Origin of the sequence: Streptomyces sp. NBC_01294, from assembly GCF_035917235.1 — a bacterium.
Classification (GTDB): Bacteria; Actinomycetota; Actinomycetes; order Streptomycetales; family Streptomycetaceae; genus Streptomyces; species Streptomyces caledonius.
The window spans coordinates 5,338,123-5,359,207 of sequence record NZ_CP108423.1; the positions used below are offsets into that span (position 1 = coordinate 5,338,123).

Sequence of the window (21,085 nt, forward strand, 5' to 3'; positions counted from 1 at the left end):
CATTCGCCGGGGAACCGCCCATCGCCACCTTGTGCGACGTGCCTCAAGAGGGGGTCGGGACGGCGTCGAATGCCGCTGGAGACGAGCGGACTTCGGGGATCCGTGAAGCGGGCGGCGGCGCTCCGGGGCGGCGCGGAACGCGAAAGGGCGGTTCCTGGAAGGAACCGCCCTTTCAGCTGGTCGTGCGGGGTCGGGCGTTTCAACGAGCGTGGGCGACGCCGCCGGCGGGGACCGGATCCAGCGCCTCGCGCGGGCCGGCCACGGTGCCCAGCCGCCGGCGGTCCAGCGGCGAGGGGCGACGGTCCAGCCGGGCCGCGAGCAGTTCCGCGGCCCGGTCGTGCTCGCCCCCCGCGACGAGGGCGTGCAGCAGGGTCTCCTCCAGCACCTCGTGCTGCGCCTTGCTGCCGCCCACCCGGGCGATCGCGGGCAGCAACGGCCGCAGCCGCAGCGCCGCCTGCCGCCAGTGCTGCCGCACCACCGCCGACAGGGCGTCGCACAGCGGGGCGATCGGCAGGAAGTCCGCATGCCCGTGCGTCAGGGCATGGGCCTCCAGCCGCCCCAGCCCGTCGAGGTCGCCGCACGCGGCGAGGGCCAGCGCGCCGTGCAGGGCGGTGAAGGCCGTGGGAGGCGCGGTCAGCCAGCGCTCGGGAGCCGTGTCCAGCAGATCGGGGAGGGGCAGCTCGCCGCTCCAGCTGCCCGTCATGCGCGCGCGCCAGAGCAGCGAGGCCGAATCGACCAGCACCCGGCCCCGGCTCACCCGGGACGCGGTGAGTTCGCGATGGTAGCGGCGGTGCAGCGCGGGCCGGTCGTCGAGCATCAGCTCGTGCAGGGCGGCGTGCCAGGAGAAATGGGAGCGGTGCGGGGATCCGGCCCCGTGGCGGCGCATCCACTCGTCCAGCCATGCCAGCCCGGCTCGGTGCTCGCCGGTCTCGTAGAAGACGTGCGTCCGGGCGTGGACGGCGTGGCCGGCCGTGGGATGGTCGGCGAGCGCGCGCACGGCCAGGTCCTCGGCCTCCTCCCAGCGCTCCTGCTCCTGCCGGACGAAGGCGAGCTGTCCGAGGTACCACCAGTCGGTGCCGTAGGTGCCGGACAGGCCCTCGACCAGGGTCCAGGCCTCCTTGCCGCTGGTGACACCGTTGAACGAGACGGTCGGCACGGCGACGCTCACCATCAGTGCGTCACGGGGGTGCGCGGCGATGTGGCCCAGTAACGCCGCCTTGCCGCTCTCCTCGCTGCCGGTCAGGCGGGCGGTCACCGCGGCGACCAGGCCGCGTTCGCGGTCGTCCGCCCGGTGCGCCGCGGCCCGGCGGGCGGCCGCGAGCGCGGCGGCCGTGTTCACGGGGGCCTCGCACTCGTGGCCGAGCAGCGCCAGGGCCGCATGGCCGGCGGCGAAATCCGGGTCCGCGCCCACCGCTTCGGTCAGCAGCGCCTCGGCACCGAACCGGCCCGCCAGGATCCGTTCCAGCGCCCGGTCGTAGAGCCCGGCCGCCTCACGGGTCGTGCTCAGGCTCAGGCCGTAGCGGTCGGTCGGCCTGGACGTGCGGCGTTCGGCGAGCGTGGTCAGGATGCCGGCCGCGACCTCCGCGGCCTGCGTGCGGATCTCCGGAAGCGCCGTGCTCTCCAGCAGGTTGCCCCGCCTCAGGACCCCGATCGTCCACAGGGGCGCGGCCGAGGTGGTGGCCGCCGGCACCACGCGCCCGTCGCTCCCCGTGTCGAACCCGAGGCCGGCGGGGCCGGTCCGGGCGTGGCCCCCGTCCAGCAGACAGCGCACCAGGGGGTCGGCCGTGCGGCCGAGGTCGGTCTGCACTCCGGTGCAGTTGACCACCGCGGCGACGCGCAGCTCCCTCCCGTCGCTCAGCCGAACCGAGACCGCCTCTTCGCCGGGCACGGCCCCGACCAGCTGCGCGGCGCCGGTCCGCAGCCGGCCCGCGGCCCGCAGCTCCCGGACCCGCGCGGCCGTCCCGGGCGCCATGCGGTGACGGTGCACCTCCCACGTCCGCAGATCCTCCCGGAGGAAACGGGTCCGGTCGACCGGGGACAACTGCTGCCACAGGGCCGCCGTCACCGGCCGCAGCCCGTCCATCCCGGGGCGCCAGTCGCCGTGGGCACGGCGGCTCGCGGCGAGGTGGCGCCGGACGTCCCGGCGCAGCGCGTCCAGACCGTGCGAACCGTCGAGACCCGGTGGCTCGGCCGCCGGGGCCGCAGCCGCCAGGTGCTCCCCGGGGAGGAGCCCGTGGCGGGACACCGCGTGCACGACGCGGCCCGGGCGGGCCAGGGTGATCGCCACGTCCGCCATGGTCAGACCGGTGCCGACCAGCAGCAGGTCCCCGTCCTCGGGTACGGCGTCCAGGGCGCCGGGCGCCCACGGATCGGCGACGTAGCGGTCGGACCGCCGCAGGTCCGCCCCGGCCCAGTCCTGGCCGGGGGCGAAGTTGCCGAGCGCGAGCACCGCCGCGGCCGTCCGCAGCTCACTGCCGTCGGCGAGCCGCAGCGCCAGCCCGGATCCCTGCCGGCGTACGGAGACCACCCGGTCGCGGACCCGGTGCAGACGGGCCCGTTCGCACCGGGCGGTGGTGTCCCGCAGCACCTCGGTCAGGTACCGGCCGTACTCCTGACGGGAGACGAAGTCCCCGGGTGCGCAGGACGGGCGTTCCGCGGCGAGCCACCGCAGGAAGTGCCCGGGGTCGTCGGGGAAGGCGCTCATCCGGCCGGCGGCCACGTTGAGCAGGTGGCGCGGGTCGGACGTCCCGTAGGCGGTGCCCGGGCCGGCTTGTTCGGCGGGGTCGATCAGCCAGACTTCCAGCGCCCGGCCGAGTCGCTCGGCCTGGCGCATCAACTGCACCGCCGTCAGGGTCCCTGCCGCGCCGGCCCCGACAACGGCGATATGACGCGAGGACAAATTCCAGCTCACCATTCCACTCCCTGCTTCACTTGACTTCGACTCGTCGCTGGTGGACTCCGAACGGGTCGGGCGGCCGGGCGGAAGGCGCCGGCCGGCGCGGTGCCCGAGGCGGCAGCGTCGTGCTCGTCCGAAAGGGGTTCGAAGAGTGCGGTTCCGCTACGAGGCGGTGGCCTGGCGACCATGACGACACGACCGGTGCGCAACGGGCGCGGTGGCGCCGCGTCTTCGCGGGTGCACGGGGTGCACGGGGGCCACGGGGTGCACGGGGTGCACGGGGGCCACGGGGCGCACGGGGTGCACGGGGGCCACGGGGCGCACGGGGTGCACGGGGTCCGTCGGGTCCATGGGGTGCGACGCCTTGCCGGGCATCAGACCCAGCCGTTCTCTTCGGACGAGGGGGACGCGTCATACGAGTCGGATGCGTCGGGAGTGGCGTGGGCGCTGACGGTGGCGCTGGTGGAGAAGGCCTCGCCCGCCATGCCGGCGGTGAGGGTGGCGCCGTCGGCCGGGTCGATCAGCAGGAACGAGCCCGTCCGGCGGTTGCCGGTGTAGCGGTCGAGCGCCACCGGCTCGGCGGTGCGCAGCACCACGCGTCCGATGTCGTTGCTCTTCAACCCCTGCGCCCCGGAGCGCTGTTCGAGCGTGCCGATGTCGATCCGGTACGCGATGTCCGTGACCAGCGCGCGCACGGTGCGGGTGGTGTGCTTGAGCAGCACCTTGGCGCCGATGTGCAGCGGGCGGTCGTTGAGGTGGCAGACGTCGGCCTCGATGTCCCTCGTGGGCACCGGGGCCGGGCCGCCGCCCGCGATCAGGTCGCCGCGGGATATGTCGATGTCGTCGGCGAGCCGGAGCGTGACCGACTGCGGCGCCCAGGCGACGTCGCTCTCCCGGCCGAGCGCGTCGATGGCCGCGACGGTGGTGGTGTGGCCGGAGGGCAGGACGGTGACGGCGTCCCCGACCCGCAGCACGCCGGAGGCCAGCTGGCCAGCGTAGCCGCGGTAGTCGCGGTACTCCGGGCTCTGCGGGCGGATCACGTACTGGACCGGGAAGCGCGCGGGCTGCCCGCCCGGGTCGCTGCCGACGGGGACGGTCTCCAGGTGCTCCAGCAGGGTCGGGCCGCCGTACCAGTCCATGCGGGCCGAGGGCTCGACGACGTTGTCACCGGCCAGCGCGGAGATCGGGATCGCGACGACGCCCGTGATCCCGAGGGAGGCCGCGTAGGCGGTGAACTCCTCGGCGATGGCCGCGAAGACGGACTCCTGGTAGCCCACGAGGTCCATCTTGTTGACGGCGAGGACGACGTGGGGGACGCGCAGGAGGGCGGCGACGGCGGCGTGGCGGCGGGTCTGTTCGATGACGCCGTTGCGGGCGTCGACCAGGACCACGGCGAGGTCGGCGGTGGAGGCGCCGGTGACCATGTTGCGGGTGTACTGCACGTGCCCGGGGGTGTCCGCGAGGATGAACCGGCGGCGCGCGGTGGCGAAGTAGCGGTAGGCGACGTCGATGGTGATGCCCTGCTCGCGTTCGGCGCGCAGGCCGTCGGTGAGCAGTGCGAGGTCGGGGGCGTCCTGGCCGCGCTGGGCGGAGACGGCCTCGACGGCCTCCATCTGGTCGGTCAGGACCGACTTGGAGTCGTGCAGCAGCCGGCCGACCAGGGTGGACTTGCCGTCGTCGACGGATCCGGCGGTCGCGAAGCGCAGCAGGGTGGTCGCCGAGGCGTCGGCCAGGCCGGCGACCTGCTCGGTGAGAGAGGCCATGTCTAGAAGTACCCTTCGCGCTTGCGGTCTTCCATCGCGGCCTCGGACATCTTGTCGTCGGCGCGGGTCGCTCCCCGCTCGGTGAGGCGGGAGACGGCGATCTCGGCGATCACGGCGTCGAGCGTGGCGGCGTCGGAGTCGACGGCGCCGGTGCAGGACATGTCGCCGACGGTGCGGTAGCGGATCAGGCGCGTCTCGGGCGTCTCGCCCTCCTTCGCACCGCCCCACTCGCCGGCCGTGAGCCACATGCCGTTGCGGAGGAACACCTCGCGCTTGTGGGCGAAGTAGATCTCCGGGAGCTCGATGCCCTCGCGGGCGATGTACTGCCAGACGTCCAGCTCGGTCCAGTTGGAGAGCGGGAAGACGCGCACGTGCTCGCCGGGCGCGTGGCGGCCGTTGTAGAGCTGCCACAACTCGGGCCGCTGACGCCGTGGATCCCAGGCACCGAACTCGTCGCGCAGCGAGAAGACGCGCTCCTTGGCGCGGGCCTTCTCCTCGTCGCGGCGGCCGCCGCCGAAGACCGCGTCGAAGCGGTGGGAGCCGATGGCGTCCAGCAACGGCACCGTCTGCAGCGGGTTGCGGGTGCCGTCGGGGCGCTCTCGCAGCCGGCCGTCGTCGATGAAGTCCTGGACGCGGGCGACGTGCAGGCGCAGGTGGTGCCGCGCCACCACGCGGTCGCGGTACTCGATGACCTCGGGGAAGTTGTGCCCGGTGTCGACGTGCAGCAGGGAGAAGGGCGCCGGCGCCGGCGCGAACGCCTTCAGCGCCAGGTGCAGCATGACGATGGAGTCCTTGCCGCCGGAGAACAGGATCACCGGCCGCTCGAACTCACCGGCCACCTCGCGGAAGATGTGCACCGACTCCGCCTCGAGGGCGTCCAGGTGCGACAGCGCGAAGGGGTTCTCCGACGCCTCGATCGGACTCCGGGTCGCGGTCGTCATACCAGGTCCCTCTCGGTCAGGAAGGTGTACAGCTCGGCGGCGGACTCGGCCACCGAGCGGCCCTGTGTCTGGATACGCAGCTCCGGGTTCTCCGGGGCTTCGTACGGGTCGTCCACACCGGTGAGACCGGACATCTCACCGGCGGCCTGCTTGGCGTACAGGCCCTTCACGTCGCGCGCGGAGCAGAGCGCGACGGGGGTGGCCACGTGGATCTCCAGGAACTCCGTGCCGTGGGCGGCGTGCCGCTCGCGGACGGCGGCGCGGGATTCGGCGTACGGGGCGATGACCGGGGCCAGCACCTTGACGCCGTGGGAGGCCAGCCGCTGCGCCACGAAGCCGATCCGGGTCACGTTGGTGTGCCGGTCCTCCTTGCCGAACCCCAGTCCCCCGGAGAGGAAGGCACGGATCTCGTCCCCGTCGAGCACCTCGACCTCGTGGCCCTCGGCGCGCAGGCGCTCGGCGAGGGCGAAGGCGAGGGTGGTCTTGCCCGAGCTGGGCAGCCCGGTCAGCCACACGGTGGCGCCGCGCTCGCGGGGGTCGCGGGCGGGTGGCGCCTGCGCGGTGTCCCCGGCGGCCAGGGCGTGAGCTGTGGTCACGGCGGTGTTCTCCTGAAAGTGGGATGGCGGGCTGTCAGGGGCGGTTGCCGCGCGCGGCCCTGCCCGATCCGGCCGTCCCGCGAGAACCACGCCCTCCCGCCGGCCGCCGGCTGAACGGAGCGGCGCGCACCCCCCGGCGGACGGCAGGAACCGTCCGCCGGGGTGGCGGGATCTCTCAGGTGGTGGCGAACTCGGCCAGGACCCGGCCGAGGACGTCCATGTCGATCCGGTGCCAGGCACCGGGCAGCTCGATCCCCCGGCCGTTGGGCAGGGCGGCGGCGGTCGCCTGCGCCGCCGCGCGCAGCCAGCCGCTGGTGCCCTCGCTGTTGAGGACCAGGGTCTCGGTGCGGTACCCGGCGAGCCGATCGACCGGGACGGTGTAGTCGCCGCAGATCTCGGTGTCGTAGGCGAGGGTGTGGGCGTTCGCCTCGTTCATCGCCCAGATGGGGCCCTTGCGCCACTCCGCGATGGTGTCGGGCGTGAAGCCCAGGAAGCCGCCGAGGAAGTGCTCGACCGCCTCGTCGCGCCGGTCCTCCGCCAGGATGACCCGCAGCGTCTTCGCGAAGTTCCACACGGGCTTCGGGTATCCGTCGACCCGGAAGAACGGCTCGTGCAGCGCGAGCTTGGTGATGGGGGCGCCGGCGAGCGCCGCCTCGATCGCCAGGTTCGCGCCCGTGGACCCGGCGAACACGACGGCCGAGCCGCCGGCCTCCTGGATCACCGCCTCGAGGTCCTCGATCTCCCGCTCGACGGCGTACTCGGGGGCGTCGCCGCTCTGGCCGCGCCCCCGGCGGTCGTAGACGTAGGTGGTGCAGTGCGGTGCCAACTCGGGCACCAGGGCGTCGAAGATGGTGTGATCGCGGAACGAACCGTTGAGAAGCACGATCGGCGGGCCTTCGCCCGCCTTCTCATAGGCGATCGTCGTGCCGTCCCGGGAAACGACCTTGCGCATCACGCACTCCTCATGCCGCGGAGGTGCTCTCACCTCGCCGTATGTCGGCATCTTCGAGCGCGTCGGTGGATCACCGGTCGAGGACCGGTCGCGGGTGGCGGCCCGCGCCCCTCACGAGAGCCAGCCGGCCTCGGTGGCGATGCGGACGGCATCGATCCGGTTGCGGGCGTTGAGCTTCACCACGGTCGTCGTCAGGTAGTTGCGCACCGTGCCGATCGACAGGTGCAGCTTCGCGGCGATCTCCCGGGGCTCGTCGCCCTGGGCGGCCATGCCCAGTACCTCGATCTCGCGCTCGGACAGGGGGTTCTCCCCGATGTCCCAGGCGCTCATGGCGATCTGAGGGTTGATCACCCGGCGGCCGGCGGCGACCTCCCTGACGGCCTGCGCGAGCCCTTCGGCCGGGGAGTCCTTGAGCAGGAAGCCCGAGACGCGCGCGGCCATCGCGCGGCGCAGCAGGCCGGGACGTCCCAGTCCGGTCATGATCAGCGTGCGGCAGGCCGGCAGCTGGTCGTGCAGCATCTCGGCCGCGGTGAGGCCGTCCATGTTCGGCAGGTCGACGTCCATGATCGCCACGTCCGGCCGGCACTCCAGTGCGGTCGGGACGATCAGGTCACCTCTGTCCACGACGGCGACGACTTCCAGGTCCGGCTCCAGTTCGAGCAACGCGACCAGTGCTCCCCGCACCATGTGCATGTCCTCGGCGAGGAGAATTCTGATCCCCCGATTGTCCACCTATCCCCCTTTTACCATCCCCCGAATGGTGTGCAATTCTTCAGAATTATCCATGAAATATCAGACCGCTGCGTCCGCCTCTCGGAGTGTGGACGGCGGATCCTCCGTGGGGGAGGAGAATTCCGGCCGTGCCCCTCGGCTTTCGGACGGGTCGTGTGCGCCCAGCTGCCCGCGGTACCCGCGCGCCACGAGCCGGACGTCGGCGAGCGCCTGGCGGGAGATGCAGAGCACGGTGGTCAGCTCGTCCCGCGCGGCCTCCGGTGCCTGCGGGAGCAGCCGGTGGATGAGCGCGCACTTCATCGTGACCGTGGACAGGCTCGATCCGAGCACCTCGTGCAGCTCGCGCTCCACGATCAGGCGCTCGCGGGCGACGGCCAGCCGCGCCAGCGCGCCCCGGGCTTCGTGCAGCTCGGTGACCAGCCGGTACAGCGCGGTGAAGCCGGAGATGACCAGGCCCGCCACCAGTGAGGAGTCGGCCAGGTAGACGATGTCGGACAGCGGTGTGCCGCCGGCCGCCGCCAGCGGCACGATCACCGCGACCGAGGCCGTACTGAGTGCCAGCCGGAGCTTGCCCGGCACGGTGATCAGGAGCGATGCGGCGAGGAAGCCGGCCATGGAGCCCCAGGGTCCGCCGAGCCACAGCAGGGGGGCGTAGGTGGCCGCGGCCTGGAGCCCGAGGGTGAGCGCCCGCACGTGCGGGGGCCAGGTGCGCGCGCGGCGCAGCGAGTGCAGCACCTGCAGCGCCACGACGACGGCGAAGCAGCCGAGGAAGGCGAGCGCGGCGGCCCCGGACCCGGCGATCTGCGCGGCGTTGATCACGGTGATGAGGCTGTAGCCGGCCAGCACGGCCACGAGCATGCTCCGTGCCATCCGGGGCGCCCAGTTCCGGGCGTCCCGCCCGTGGTCCTCGGGTTCGGGCTCGGCGCCCCGGTCGTCTCCCGGGCCCGTGGCGGTGGCCGGGGCGTGGGCGACGACCTCGAACCAGCCGTCGCCGGTCGGCCCGCTGCTCAGATCGCCGCCGACGCCGCGCAGCCGGGTCGCCAGGTTGCCGAGCCCGCTGCCGCCGCCCGCGATGGTGTCCGTACTGGCGTCCCCGACGCCGTCGTTGCGGATCCGCAGGGTCGCCGTCCCGCCGTCCAGGGAGGCGGTGATCGTGCAGTGCTGCGCCTTGCTGTGCCGCAGCGCGTTGGTGACGCTCTCGCGCAGCACGATCGCCAGTACGGTGTCCACCTCCCGCGGGAGCGGGCTGCAGCTCAGGTCGGCCCCGGCCTCGATCTGTGCGGCGGACAGCACCGAGAGCGCGGACTCGGTCTCGGCGGCCAGCGACATGTCGCGGTAGCCGGTCGCGACCAGGCGTACGTCGGCCAGCGCCTCGCTGGCGATGCCGAGCACCTCGGCGACCTCGGCCCCGGCCCGGTCGGGCGCGGACGGGAGCAGCCGGTAACCGAGTTCGGTCTTCAGTGCGATGGCCGACAGGCTGTAGCCGAGCAGGTCGTGCAGGTCGCCGGCGACGCGGAGGCGCTCCTGGACGACGGCCATTCCGGCCAGCGCGCGCCGGGTCTCGCGGATCTCGGCGACCAGACCGGACAGGGAGCTGACCCCGTAGATGATGAGGCTGGCGAGCAGCGTGGCGCCGATGCTGTAGACCGCGACGCCCGGACCGGCGATCGCGACGACGGCGGGGACGATGCCCGCGGTGACCGCGGCGTACAGGGGCCAGCGGAGCCGGCCGGGCACGGCCAGCAGCACCGAGCCGGCGAGGAGTCCGGCCATCGCGCCCCACGGCAGTCCGAGCCAGGGGAGCGGCAGGTAGGTGACCAGGGCCTGGGCGGTGAGGGTCGACGCGCGGACGCGGACGGGCCAGGTGCGGGGTCGCCGGGTGGAGTGTGCGAACTGCAGGGCGAGGACGGCCGCCAGGCACAGCCCCAATAAGATCAGCCGTGCGGGACCGGGATGCTCGTCGAGCACGCCGAGCACGGTGACGAGCGTGTGGCCGCCGAGGACTCCCAGCGTGACCAGGAGGGCCATGCGCGGCGCCTGCAGCCCGGACTCGTCCTCCTGGCCGTGCCCGTGGAGTGCGTCGAGCATCGGCGCGTGCCTCCTGGTCCGACCTGCGGTGACTGGGAGCGCGGGCAAGCGCCCGTCTACCCGCCCCTTGAATACCGCGGTGATCTTACCTGCGAAGCATCAGCTTGTCATGACCACAATCTTCAATTTTTCCGGCTTCTTTTTCCGCGTCAGATCGCCGCCATTGGTGGCCTTTCGGGTTCTAGAGGAAAAGTGGAATCGGGTTGAGATCCTCGTAACGGGTGGGTGAGTCGAGCCTGCCCAGCCGCACCGGTACGTCGAACAGACGGCCGGGCGCGAACCTGGCCCAGAAGTGCCGCAGACCCGGGACGATCACCTTCACCACCGGCAGCCCGAGGTCGGGCCGGGTCTGGTCGAGCACGAGCACCTCCAGACCGTGGCTCCGGGCCAGCGCGCAGAGGTGGTCCAGGTCGTCGCGCAGGTTGGCGCGCGGGACGTGGGCGTAGTCGGCTCGGGTGCGCGCGGGACGCTCGGGGTCGGGCACGAGGTAGGGCTGCGAGGCGACCGTCGCCCCGCGCAGCCAGTCGAGCAGGTGCCCGGGCAGCCCCGACGCGTAGCCGCCGGTCACGGCGGGCAGCATCTGGCCCAGCTCGGTGACGGCACGGCTCAGCGCGACGGCGGGATCGAGGTGCGCGCCGAAGCCGAGCATGATGTCCTCGGCCGGTGCGCCGACGCGGTGGGAGACCGCGGCCATGACCGGGATGCCCAGGTCGGCCGTCAGGTCGAGGACCCAGATCGTGCGGTCCAGTTCGCGGAACCGGTCGGGCAGGGCGGAGATCCACGGGTCGCCGAACGAGTCGAGGTCCACGCCGGCGTGGCGGGTCCGGTTGTACCACCACAGGGCGACGGCGTCCCGCTCGACCAGTTCGAGGAAGCCCTGCAGGATGGCGTCCTCGACGGTGCCGCCCGCGGCGTTGCCGTTGGAGTCGGCGACGATCGAGGCGGTCCCGTCGCCGCCGAAGTACAGCAGGTCGGTCGGCAGGAGCCGGTGCGTACCCCCGGTGAGCGACCAGACCGGCGTCCACTCGGTCTTGACGTCCTCGTCGAAAGGCTCGGGCACGTGCTGGAAGGGAATGCCCGGGGCATTCCACCGCTCGCGCTCCTGGTATTGGCGTGCGTCGAACTGCATGCATTCACCCGGATGGACGGCATCGGGCGCGAGGTCGCGGTAACTGCCGAGCACCGTGGCCTCGTCACCGAAGCGCGTCGCGCTGTACCGCTCGACCGCCTCGCACAGCGCGCTGACCCTGGCGTCCAGGTCGGTGCGCCCCTTGCCGCCGCTCTGCATGCGCAGTCCGGCACGGTACGAGCGCAGGTCGCAGTCGCTCAGGGCCAGGTTGGGCCCGGCCTTGTAGCAGTGCAGGAACGAGGGGCTGCGCGGGTCGCGGACCACCCGCTCGACGATGCCCGTGACGGGATCGGCGAGGTGGCCGTGGCGCTCCCACATCTGCTCGGCGGAGAGCGCGCGGTGCCCGTTGCCGGCTGCCACGCCCTTCGGCCGGGAGACCGGGCGGACCGGCCGCAGGGCGCGGTCGGAGACCAGGCCGGGGTCGCCGCAGTCCGGGCACTGGGGCCGCAGGGAGACCGGGTGGTGGGTGGCGCTGAGCGTCAGGGTGTCCAGTGTCCAGACGGCGTTCTGATTGTCGTCGCGCAGGCCGGCGAGCCATTTGGCGGCCTCGAGCGCCGCCGTCTGGAGCCCGAGTTCGCGGGTCGCCGTCAGCGAGGCCTCCGGAACCCGCACCGGGCCGGCCAGGCCGAGCGCGCGCCGTACGTGGGTCTCGCCGCGCCGGTGGGAGCGCAGCCGCACGGCCATGCAGGACCAACAGGGCCCGGTGCCCGGCCGGAAGACCGGGCCGATCCACAGCTGCGCCCCGTACGGCTTGGCCGGCAGCCACGGCCGGCCGTCCGCGAGCCGGGCGGCGTTGAACTCGCCCAGCGCCGGGTCGAGGTAGTCGTCGCAGACCACCAGGGTGAAGGGCGCCTCGGGGCCGCAGGACAGGCCCGCCGCGCGGCAGGCCCGTTCGGCCGCGGCCGCGTCGGCCCCGCCGAAGGCGACGACGTTCACCGCGGCGTCGGACGGGCAGCCGACTCCGGCCAGGTCCCAGTACGCTCCGGCCGCCGCGTCCTGCGGGCCCGTGCGGAAGCCGACGAGGCCTGCCGCGGCGAGCCGGTCGAGCATGCCGTCCAGTTCCTTCGCCGGCATCTGCGCGGTCGCCCGCAGCTCGGCGAGGGTCAGGGAACCGTCGAGCAGGGGGGCCACCCGCTGGATGGCGGTTCCCGAGAGGGCCGTCGTGCCGCGGGGCGAGACGAGGTAGACCGCCTCGCCCGGGACGATCTCGGCCCGAAGGTGCCGCCGGAATCCGATCTGCCGTTCGTCCGCCAGCATCATCGCCGCTCTACCGTGCTGCCTCGGAAATCAGGACGAAGCACCATCCGGTGGGGTCGTCCGTGCCGAGGGCGGAGCCGTCGAGGTTCTCTATGATCAGGTCGTCGGTGCCGGAGTTGATCTGCATTGCCGCCTCCTCTGATCCGCAGCCGGTCGTCGCTGCGGTGCCCGAAGTCTCCAGCGCGTCAACTGCGCTACGCCATACGCTGATTCACGTTCCCCGTGTGAATTCTTCACATGGGAGAGATGTGCAGCTCAGTGGGCAACTCCGGGCCGTCTCGGCATGCTGGGAGTCGAGATCGATAGGTGCGATGCCTGGAGGAATGCAATGTCCGAAGGCCCCAAAGGATTCGACCCCGTCAACGCCGGGCAGCGCCCCGGACCGCTGAGCATCGGGCTGCTCGGCTCGCTGTCCCTGCATCTCGACCGGACGCCGGTGACGGCCAGCGCGCCCAAGCAGCGGCAGGTGCTGGCTCTGCTCGCGCTGAACGCGGGCAGGGTCGTCACGGTGCCGGCGCTCATCGAGGAGCTGTGGGGCGACCGGCCCCCGCGCAGCCACGCCACCACCCTGCAGACGTACGTCCTGCAGCTGCGCAACGCGCTGGCGGCCGCCGACTCGGGCCGTCCGGGCGTCCGGCAGATACTCAGCACCTGCCACAACGGCTACCTCCTCGAGGACGGCGCCTGTACGACGGACGTCGAGGTGTTCGAGTACCGGGTGCGCGCCGGACGCGCCGCCTCCGAGGCGGGCGACCACCGCCGCGCCTCCGAGGAGCTGCGCCAGGCGCTGCAGTTGTGGCGGGGGCCCGCGCTGGTGGACGTCCGCAAGGGCACGGTCCTGGAGATCGAGGCGGTGTCGCTGGAGGAGAGCCGGCTCGGCGCGCTGGAGCGGCGCATCGAGTCGGACCTGGCCCTCGGGCGCCACGCCGACCTGCTCGGCGAGCTGACGCGGGTGGTGGCGAGGAACCCGATGAACGAGAACCTCTGCGCCTACCTGATGATCGCGCTCTACCGGGCGGGCCGGGTCGGACGCTCGCTGGAGGCGTTCCACCACCTCAGGGCCGTGCTCAACCACGAGCTGGGCGTCGAGCCCTGCCCGCGCCTGCAGAACCTGCAGACGGCGATCCTGTCGGGGGCGCCGGCGCTGGACGTCTGGTCCGTGTCGTGGTCCCCCGAGGAGTTCGCCGCGAGCCGCCTCGCACGGGTCTAGCCGGCCTCGGCGGACGGGAGCCGCGTGCCGGTCACCTGCCGGCCGTCGCCCAGAAGGGAAAAAAGAAGGGTGGGCTGCTCGCCGGACGGGTCTTCCGGCGCGTATGGAGCAAGGTCCGCGAGGCTGTGCTCGACGAGCGCGAGCACAGCACGAGGAGGGCTTACGCCGCCGCTACGGTACGCGCATTACATTGCGGCAGACGGCGGACCTGCAGGAAAGCCCTCCGCGAGGGAGGGCTTGAGGGTGGGACGTGAGAGTGCCCCCGGCAGGACTCGAACCTGCGGCCAAGTGCTTAGAAGGCACCTGCTCTATCCACTGAGCTACGGGGGCCGGAAGGTGGCCTTGGTGGGCCTGGAGCCCCTGGTGGGGGTGGGACTTCGATCCGTACCGGGTCAAGGATAGGGCTCCGGTTGCCTTGTCCCGGTTGCTTCACTCGCGGGCCACGATGTGGAGGTTCGGTGAAGCGGTCCCGATAATCGCAGGCAGGTGCGATTCTCGCATCGCTTTTGCGCCGCGGCGCCCCTGGTGTTGTGCACTCGTTATGCCTGCGCCCCACTCGTCCGTCGTGCCCAGATTGTCCCACTGGAGTCGCGGTCGGCGCGCAGAGGACTTATAAGCTTCAAAAATGGTCCCAAATTGGGCATTCTTCGCATGTGGTGACCTTGGATGTTCGGCCTCAGCTGCTCGATGCCCTGTCCGCCCTGCGCGACCGGGTCGCGTCCGTGCGTCTGCCGCTGCCCCTGCCCGGCGCTCCGCGCGCCCGCCAGACCAGAGCCGAGCTGCTCGCGCAGCTCGACGACTACCTCGTACCCCGGCTGAAGGCGCCCGAGGCGCCCATGCTCGCCGTCGTGGGCGGGTCCACCGGGGCCGGTAAGTCCACCCTCGTCAACTCCCTCGTCGGACGACAGGTCAGCGAAGCCGGGGTGCTGCGTCCGACCACGCGCACACCGGTGCTCGTCTGCCACCCGGATGACCACCACTGGTTCGCCGGAATGCGCGTCCTGCCCGATCTGATGCGGGTGTGGGTGCCGCACGAAGAGGAGGACAGGCCCCCCGCCGCCAAGTCCCCGGCCCGCGACCGCGGCCACGGCGCCGGCGCCGGCCACGCGACCCGCGAGATGCGGATCGAGACCGTCTCCACCCTGCCGCGCGGCCTGGCCATCCTCGACGCCCCCGACATCGACTCCCTCGTGGTCGAGAACCGGACACTCGCCGCCGAACTCATCTGCGCCGCCGACGTCTGGGTGATGGTCACCACCGCCTCGCGGTACGCCGACGCCGTCCCCTGGCACCTGCTGCGCACCGCCAAGCAGTACAAGGCCACCCTGATCACCGTCCTCGACCGCGTCCCGCACCAGGTCCTCGCCGAGGTCTCAAGGCAGTACGGGGCCCTGCTCACCAAGGCCGGGCTGGGCGACGTACCGCGCTTCACCGTCCCGGAGCTGCCCGAGTCGGCCGGAGGGGGCGGGCTGTTGCCGGCCAGCGCCGTCGCCCCGCTCTTCGCCTGGCTCGCCCACCACGCGCAGGACCCGGCCGCCCGGCAGTACGCCGTCGGGCGCACCGCGCTGGGCGCGCTGGACTCCCTCGGGCGCCGGATGCCCGAACTCGCCTCCGCCGTCGCCGCCCAGCACGCCGCCGCCGTACGGCTGACGTCGGCCGTCGAGGACGCGTACAAACGCGAGGGCAAGCGGGTCCGGGGCCGCCTCGACCACGGCGCCGTACTGGCCGGGGACGCGCTGACCCGGTGGCGCGGCTACCCGCTCGACACCAGCGCCGACGAACTCCTGGACTCGCTCGCCGAGTCCCTCGCCGCACTGCTCCAGTGCGCCGTCGCCGCCGCCGACGAACGGATCGCCGAGGCCTGGCGGCGCGAGCCGGCCGCCGGGGCCGTGCCGCTGCCCGCGCCCGACCGGGAGGCGGGGGAACGCATCGGCATGGCCGTACGCCACTGGCGGCGCGTGCTGGAGGAACTCGCCGAGGAGGAGGTCGCCAAGCTGGACCGGCAGCCCGCGCCCGACCCCGACGGCGTCGCGGCCCTCCTCGTCGCCGCCCTCCTAGGCGGCAAGCGGGCCCGGCCCGCGGGCGAACGGCTCGCCGAACGGATCGGCGCCCAGGCCGCCCTGCGGCTGCGCGACCGGGGCGGGGAGCTGGTCGGCGACCACCTCGACCAGGTGCTGCGCGGCGAACGCGACCGCCGCCTCGCCCCGTTGGAAGCGCTCGAAGTGTCCCCGGAACCACAGGCCGAGCTGATTGCCGCGCTGTCCGTACTGCAGAAGGAGAGGTGACGCGGTGACCGCCCTGACCGACCGCACCGACGACCGCTGGGACGACGGACTCATCGCGCGCTCGCGCCCCCGGACCGCCGGCGGGGGCGAGGAGGACGGGGCCGACGGGGGCGACGAGGGCGACGAGGCCCTCGTACGGGCCGTCTCCGGCGCGGGCAGCGACGGCGGCAAGTCGACCGCGCCGCCGCTCAGCCCCGAGGGGCAGGCGCTGCGCCTGCGCCTCGACGCGCTGCGCCAGCTGGTCGGGCTGTCCCGGACCCGGCTCGACGGCAAGACCCTCGCCGAGGCCGGGCGGGTCCTGGACGAGGCGGCGGCGCGGCGCGGACTCTCCCCCCAGCACACGGTCGTCGCGATCGCCGGAGCCACCGGAAGCGGCAAGTCCACGCTCTTCAATTCACTCGCCGGGGTGCAGATCTCCGAGACCGGGCTGCGTCGCCCGACCACCGCGGCGCCCATCGCGTGCAGCTGGTCGGACGGGGCCGCCGGACTCCTGGACCGGCTGGAGATCCCGGGGCGGCTGCGGCGCCGGCCCCGCGAGACCTCGGAGGCAGAGGCGCTGCGCGGGATGGTCCTCGTCGACCTGCCGGACCTGGACTCGGCGGTCGGCGCGCACCGCGACCACGTGGACCGCGTCCTGGCGCTCGTCGACGCCGTGGTGTGGGTGGTGGACCCGGAGAAGTACGCCGACGCGGTGCTGCACGAGCGCTACCTGCGGCCGCTGGCCGGGCACGCGGAGGTGACCTTCGTCGTGCTGAACCAGGTCGACCGGCTGCCCGGCGAGGCCGCCGACCTCGTAATGGACGACCTGCGCCGGCTCCTCGACGAGGACGGCATCGCGCTCGGCGAACACGGCGAGCCCGGCGCCACGGTCCTCGGGCTGTCCGCGCTGACCGGAGAGGGCGTCGGGGAACTGCGCGAACTCCTCGGACAGTTCACCCAGGAGAAGGGCGCCGCGACCCGGCGCATCTGCGCCGACGTCGACCGCGCGGCCGTGCGCCTGCGGCCGCTCTACGTCGCCGACCGGCACTCCGCGCCGGAGATCGGCGAGGCCGCGCGCGCCGAGTTCGAGGACCGGCTCGCCGAGGCGGTCGGGGCCTACGCGGCCGGGCTCGCCGCCGAGCGCGCCTGGCGGCGCAACGCGGGGAAGGCGTGCGGGACGCCGTGGCTGCGGCTGTGGCGGTGGTACGAGGGCCGCCGCGCGCCGCGCACCCTCGCGGGACTGGCCGCCCTGGCGGCGATCGGCGGCCGGGGCCGGCCCGTCGCGGAGGCACCGGTCGAGGAGGAGGTGACCGCGCGTCAGCGCGTGGAGCAGGCCGTCCGGGCGGTCGCCGACGAGGCGGTCGCCGGCCTGCCCGAACCGTGGGCGCAGGCGGTCCGGGAGACCGCGGTGCGCGGCGCCGACCGGCTTCCGGAGGCTTTGGACGAGATCGCGGTGACCCTCGGCGCGGCGGTCGCGGTGCCGAGCGTCAAACCGCCCCGGCCGGCCTGGTGGCCGGCGGCGGTCCTGGCGCAGGCGGCCATGACCCTGCTGCAGATCTACGGCGGCCTGTGGCTGGTCGGGCAGATCGTCGGGGTCCTGGAGCCGAAACTGCTGCCGCCGGTGCTGCTGATGGTGGCGGGCATCATCGGCGGGCCGCTCGTGGAATGGGCCTGCTCGATCGCGGCCCGGGGCCCGGCGCGGCGGTTCGGGCAGGACGCGGACCGCAGGCTGCGGGAGGCGGCGGCCGGCTGCGGGCGGGCCCGGGTGCTGGAGCCGGTCGCGGCGGAGCTGCTGCGCTACCGGGAGGTGCGGGAGCAGTACGCCGCGGTGGCCGCAGGGGGGAGCAGGTTGTCCACAACCCGCCAGTAATCCACAGGCCGGAGCCGGGATCGGCGGCCTGCCCCAGCATGGGTCGTAGCTCGTACGGATGGCCCGTGCGGGCCCGATCGACGGGGGAGGGCGGCCGGGATGAACGACACCCAGGTGACGCTGGTGGGCTGCGTGGCGACACAGATCGACTACAAGGAGACGGTGAACGGTCCGTCGGCGCGGTTCCGCTTCGCGGTGACGCCGCGGTACTTCGACCGCCGCAAGGAGGTCTGGACCGACGGGGCCACCAGCTTCTACACCGTGTGGGCGCGGCGCACCCTCGCCGTGAACCTCGCCGGTTCCGTGTCGGTCGGCGAACCGCTGGTGGTGCACGGCCGGCTGCGCGTGCGGGAGGACCCGCCCGACGGCGAGGGCAGGCGGTGGGTGAGCGCGGAGATCGACGCGAGCGCCATCGGACACGACCTGACCCGCGGCACCGCGGCCTTCCGGCGCGTGGTGAAGACGGACACGCCGCTGATGGCTACTCAGAAGGCGGCGGTGGTCTGAGTGTTCGAGACGGTTAGGATTCCCCGGTACTCACGGGCACCTGGGTCTTTGGCCCGAAGGGGAAGACTGTGTCGATTGCCGTTCCCGCATCCTCCGCTCCTGATTCCACTCCCGCGCCTGCCTCTCTCGAACCTCCCGCCGCGGTACGGGGCTCCGCGCGCCGGCCGCTCGCGGTCGCCCTGCTGGCCGCGGCCCTCGCCGCCGCGCCCGGCGCCCGGGCGGCCGCCGACTCCGGCCCGGTCGCCTCCCGGTCACCGGAGGGCGCGAGCGCCGTGCTCGACGGGCTGAAGACGTACGGGCAGGCGGTCCTCCACTCCGGGGACGGCTCGGTCCGGCACATCCCCGCCGGTCTCTACGAGATGCGGGTCGACGGCGGCGGGATGCTCCAGACGTACGGGGTCGGCGTGGCGGGCAACGCCCAGCCGCAGGCCCGGTACACCGAGAGCGGCTGGGGCGGCAGCCCGCTCGCCGGGAACCGGGAGGCGGGCCGGATCCGCTGGGTCCTGGAGCACTCCTACCCGCAGCTGAACGACCTGGCCGGGCTCGCCAAGGCGGCCGGCGCCGTCTCGCTCACCGCGGAGAGCGCGGCCGCAGGGACCCAGGTGGCGATCTGGCGGCTGTCGGACGGCGTGCGGGTCGAGGCCGCGGACCCGGCCGCGGAGAAGCTGGCCGACTACCTGCAGCGGGCGGCGCGGCAGCTGCCGGAGCCGCCGGCCTCGCTGGGGCTGGACCCGGGCGACGTGTCGGGCGCGGTGGGCACCCGGCTCGGCCCGGTGACCGTGCGGACCGGGGCGCGGAGCGTGTCGGTCATCCCGGACGCGGCGGCCGTCGCGATGGGGGTGCGGGTGGTCGACGCCGAGGGGCGGCCGCTGGACACCGCCGTCAACGGGAGCCGGCTGTACTTCGAGGTGCCCGAGGGCACCCCCGACGGGACGGCCTCGGTCACCGTCCAGGGCGCGACCAAGGTGCCGGTCGGCCGGGTCTTCACCAGCGGGGTGCCGGCCCAGGCGCAGATCGTGGCCGGCTCCAGCGAGTCCGCGGCCGCCGCCACGGCCCGCGCCCTGTGGCCGCAGCCCCCGGTGGCCCAGGCCGGGACGGACCCGGGCACGACCGCCGGTTCGGCGGTGGAGGCGCTGGGCGCGCCGTCCGCGGCCGTCCCGACCTCCCCGGAAGAGGAGCGCCTGGCGACCAGCGGCAGCTCGGCGGCCACCCCGGTCATCGCCTCCCTCGCGGTGGGCCTGGTGGTCCTGGGCGGCCTGGTGGTCCTGCTGCTCCGCAAGCGACCGCTGGACGAGGAGGACTGAGGGCCCGGCGGGTGGGACCCGGTGGGCCCGGGTGGGTCCGCGTGGGCCGGGTGGCCGCGGGTTCGATTTCGGACCCGCTGCCCGGGGTAGGGGCAGGAGATGGCTGATCAAGAACTGACCTGGCCGCGCCTCCTCGCACGAGGGGACCGACGGCTGTTCGACGCGGTGGCCCGGCGGCACTGGCCGGGGGCCGACCGGGTGCTGCCGCGGCTCGGGAGGGCCGCGAACCACGGCGTGCTGTGGGGCGGGGCCGCCGCGGCGATCGCCGTCTTCGGCTCGGCCGGGGCCCGCAAGGCCGCCGTGCGCGGCGTCGCCTCGCTGGCGCTGGCCTCCGCGACCATCAACACCGTCGGCAAATGGTCCGTACGTCGGCCGCGGCCGCTGCTGCACGGCGTGCCGCCGGTGCGGCAGCTGGCCACGCAGCCGCAGACCACCTCCTTCCCGTCCGGGCACTCGGCGTCGGCCTTCGCCTTCGCCGCCGGGGTGGCCCTGGAGTCCCCGGGCTGGGGGGCCGCGGTCGCTCCCGTGGCCGCGTCCGTGGCGTTCTCCCGGGTCTACACCGGCGTGCACTACCCCTCCGACGTGCTCGCGGGCGCGGCACTGGGGGTGGCCGCGGCCTTCGTCGTACGCCGCCTCGCGCGGGACGCGCAGGAGGCCCGGGTCGTGCCGGGCGACGAGCGGACGGCCACCGGCGTCCCCGCCCTGCCCGACGGGGCCGGGCTCACGGTGGTGGTCAACAACGGGTCGGGGACGGCCGCGACCGCGGGGCTCGACGTACTGCGCCGGCGGCTCCCCAAGGCCGAGGTGATCGCGTGCCAGGCCTCGGAGCTGCCCGCCGAACTGGCGTCGGCGGCCTCGCGGGCCACCGTCCTCGGCGTCTGCGGCGGCGACGGCACCGTCAACGCGGCCGCCACCGCGGCACTGCGGGCCGGGGTGCCGCTGGCCGTGTTCCCCGGCGGCACCCTCAACCACTTCGCGATGGACCTCGGCCTCGCCGGCGCCGAGGACACCTGCCTGGCCCTGGTCCGGGGCGAGGCCGTCAGCGTCGGCGTGGGCCGCTTCTCCCCGGGGCCCGGGGGAGAGCACGGCTACTTCCTGAACAACTTCAGCATCGGCGCCTACCCCGAGCTGCTCGGCCACCGGCTGCGCTGGGGCCCGCGCATCGGCGGCGGCCCGGCCGCGCTGCTGGCGGCCTGGCGGGTGCTGCGCTCCCAGCGGCCCGTACGGCTGCGGCTGGCCGGGCGGCCCCGGTCCGTGTGGCTGCTCTTCGCCGGCAACGGCACCTACCACGGCACCGGCCCCACCCCCCGCCGCCGCGACAGCCTCGGCGAGGGCCTGCTCGACCTCCGGCTCGTCTACGGCGGCGGCCGCCCCGGCCCCCGGCTGCTGGCCGCGGCCCTCGCGGGCCCCCTGAGCCGCTCCCCGGTCCACACCGCCACCCGCCTGCGCAGCCTGCGCATCGGGGACATCCCGGAGGGCACCCCGCTCGCCTACGACGGCGAGTACGCCGAGGCGCCGGCCGCACTCGTCCTCGACGAGATCCCGGACGCCCTCACGGTCTACCGCCCCCGCTGAC

15 protein-coding genes and 1 tRNA gene are annotated in these 21,085 nt (G+C 73.9%); 6 read left to right on the forward strand and 10 right to left on the reverse strand.

All coding sequences use genetic code 11. The features are described from left to right. Positions 1-199 precede the first annotated feature (199 nt). The 8 genes from OG534_RS24155 to OG534_RS24190 all read right to left on the reverse strand — a co-directional run bounded on the left by OG534_RS24155 (position 200) and on the right by OG534_RS24190 (position 12,354). Positions 200-2,914 carry an FAD/NAD(P)-binding protein gene (locus OG534_RS24155; protein WP_326590640.1) on the reverse strand — a complete coding sequence of 905 codons (2,715 nt, stop codon included), beginning with the start codon at positions 2,912-2,914 and terminating at the stop codon, positions 200-202. Positions 2,915-3,270: 356 nt separating this feature from the next. Then, the gene (locus tag OG534_RS24160; RefSeq protein WP_326590641.1) at positions 3,271-4,659 is read right to left on the reverse strand and encodes a sulfate adenylyltransferase subunit 1; all 1,389 of its coding nucleotides are present in this window, start codon (positions 4,657-4,659) and stop codon (positions 3,271-3,273) included. A gap of 2 nt (positions 4,660-4,661) precedes the next feature. Further along, positions 4,662-5,600 (reverse strand): sulfate adenylyltransferase subunit CysD, encoded by a 939-nt coding sequence (cysD, locus tag OG534_RS24165; RefSeq protein ID WP_326590642.1) that lies wholly within the window; start codon positions 5,598-5,600, stop codon positions 4,662-4,664. Continuing rightward, a complete protein-coding gene (cysC, locus tag OG534_RS24170) occupies positions 5,597-6,178 on the reverse strand; it encodes an adenylyl-sulfate kinase (RefSeq protein WP_326593785.1) in 582 nt (193 codons plus the stop codon). Before cysC ends, cysD begins: the two co-directional genes overlap by 4 nt. A gap of 193 nt (positions 6,179-6,371) precedes the next feature. Beyond that, entirely contained in the window at positions 6,372-7,148 is a 777-nt protein-coding gene (locus OG534_RS24175) for an alpha/beta fold hydrolase (RefSeq protein WP_326590643.1), read from the reverse strand. Positions 7,149-7,259: 111 nt separating this feature from the next. Beyond that, positions 7,260-7,880, reverse strand: a complete 621-nt coding sequence (locus tag OG534_RS24180; protein ID WP_326590644.1) for a response regulator transcription factor — start codon at positions 7,878-7,880, stop codon at positions 7,260-7,262. Between the two features lie 60 nt (positions 7,881-7,940). Beyond that, the gene (locus tag OG534_RS24185; RefSeq protein WP_326590645.1) at positions 7,941-9,968 is read right to left on the reverse strand and encodes a sensor histidine kinase; all 2,028 of its coding nucleotides are present in this window, start codon (positions 9,966-9,968) and stop codon (positions 7,941-7,943) included. A 181-nt stretch (positions 9,969-10,149) separates the two neighbouring features. After that, complete coding sequence (locus OG534_RS24190; protein WP_326593786.1) at positions 10,150-12,354, reverse strand: TOMM precursor leader peptide-binding protein; 2,205 nt, start codon at positions 12,352-12,354, stop codon at positions 10,150-10,152. Positions 12,355-12,682: 328 nt separating this feature from the next. On the opposite strand from OG534_RS24190, the gene OG534_RS24195 reads away from it, so the two are divergent. Continuing rightward, positions 12,683-13,564 (forward strand): AfsR/SARP family transcriptional regulator, encoded by an 882-nt coding sequence (locus tag OG534_RS24195; RefSeq protein WP_326590646.1) that lies wholly within the window; start codon positions 12,683-12,685, stop codon positions 13,562-13,564. Here OG534_RS24195 and OG534_RS24200 read toward each other — a convergent pair. Continuing rightward, entirely contained in the window at positions 13,561-13,710 is a 150-nt protein-coding gene (locus tag OG534_RS24200; RefSeq protein ID WP_326590648.1) for a hypothetical protein, read from the reverse strand. The two genes, OG534_RS24195 and OG534_RS24200, sit on opposite strands and share 4 nt — an antisense overlap. A gap of 111 nt (positions 13,711-13,821) precedes the next feature. After that, a tRNA-Arg gene (locus OG534_RS24205) sits at positions 13,822-13,894 on the reverse strand. 332 nt (positions 13,895-14,226) lie between these two features. On the opposite strand from OG534_RS24205, the gene OG534_RS24210 reads away from it, so the two are divergent. The 5 genes from OG534_RS24210 (at position 14,227) to OG534_RS24230 (ending at position 21,084) form a co-directional block, all read left to right on the forward strand. Continuing rightward, positions 14,227-15,849, forward strand: coding sequence for a dynamin family protein (locus OG534_RS24210; protein ID WP_326590650.1), 1,623 nt, complete (start codon positions 14,227-14,229; stop codon positions 15,847-15,849). A gap of 4 nt (positions 15,850-15,853) precedes the next feature. Then, positions 15,854-17,698: a GTPase gene (locus tag OG534_RS24215; RefSeq protein WP_326590652.1), complete on the forward strand. Its 1,845-nt coding sequence runs from the start codon at positions 15,854-15,856 to the stop codon at positions 17,696-17,698. 99 nt (positions 17,699-17,797) lie between these two features. Next, positions 17,798-18,205: a single-stranded DNA-binding protein gene (locus OG534_RS24220; protein ID WP_326590654.1), complete on the forward strand. Its 408-nt coding sequence runs from the start codon at positions 17,798-17,800 to the stop codon at positions 18,203-18,205. 74 nt (positions 18,206-18,279) lie between these two features. Next, entirely contained in the window at positions 18,280-19,509 is a 1,230-nt protein-coding gene (locus OG534_RS24225; protein WP_398562655.1) for a thioester domain-containing protein, read from the forward strand. 99 nt (positions 19,510-19,608) lie between these two features. Beyond that, on the forward strand, positions 19,609-21,084 hold the full coding sequence (locus tag OG534_RS24230) for a bifunctional phosphatase PAP2/diacylglycerol kinase family protein (protein WP_326590655.1): 1,476 nt from the start codon (positions 19,609-19,611) through the stop codon (positions 21,082-21,084). Position 21,085 lies beyond the last annotated feature (1 nt).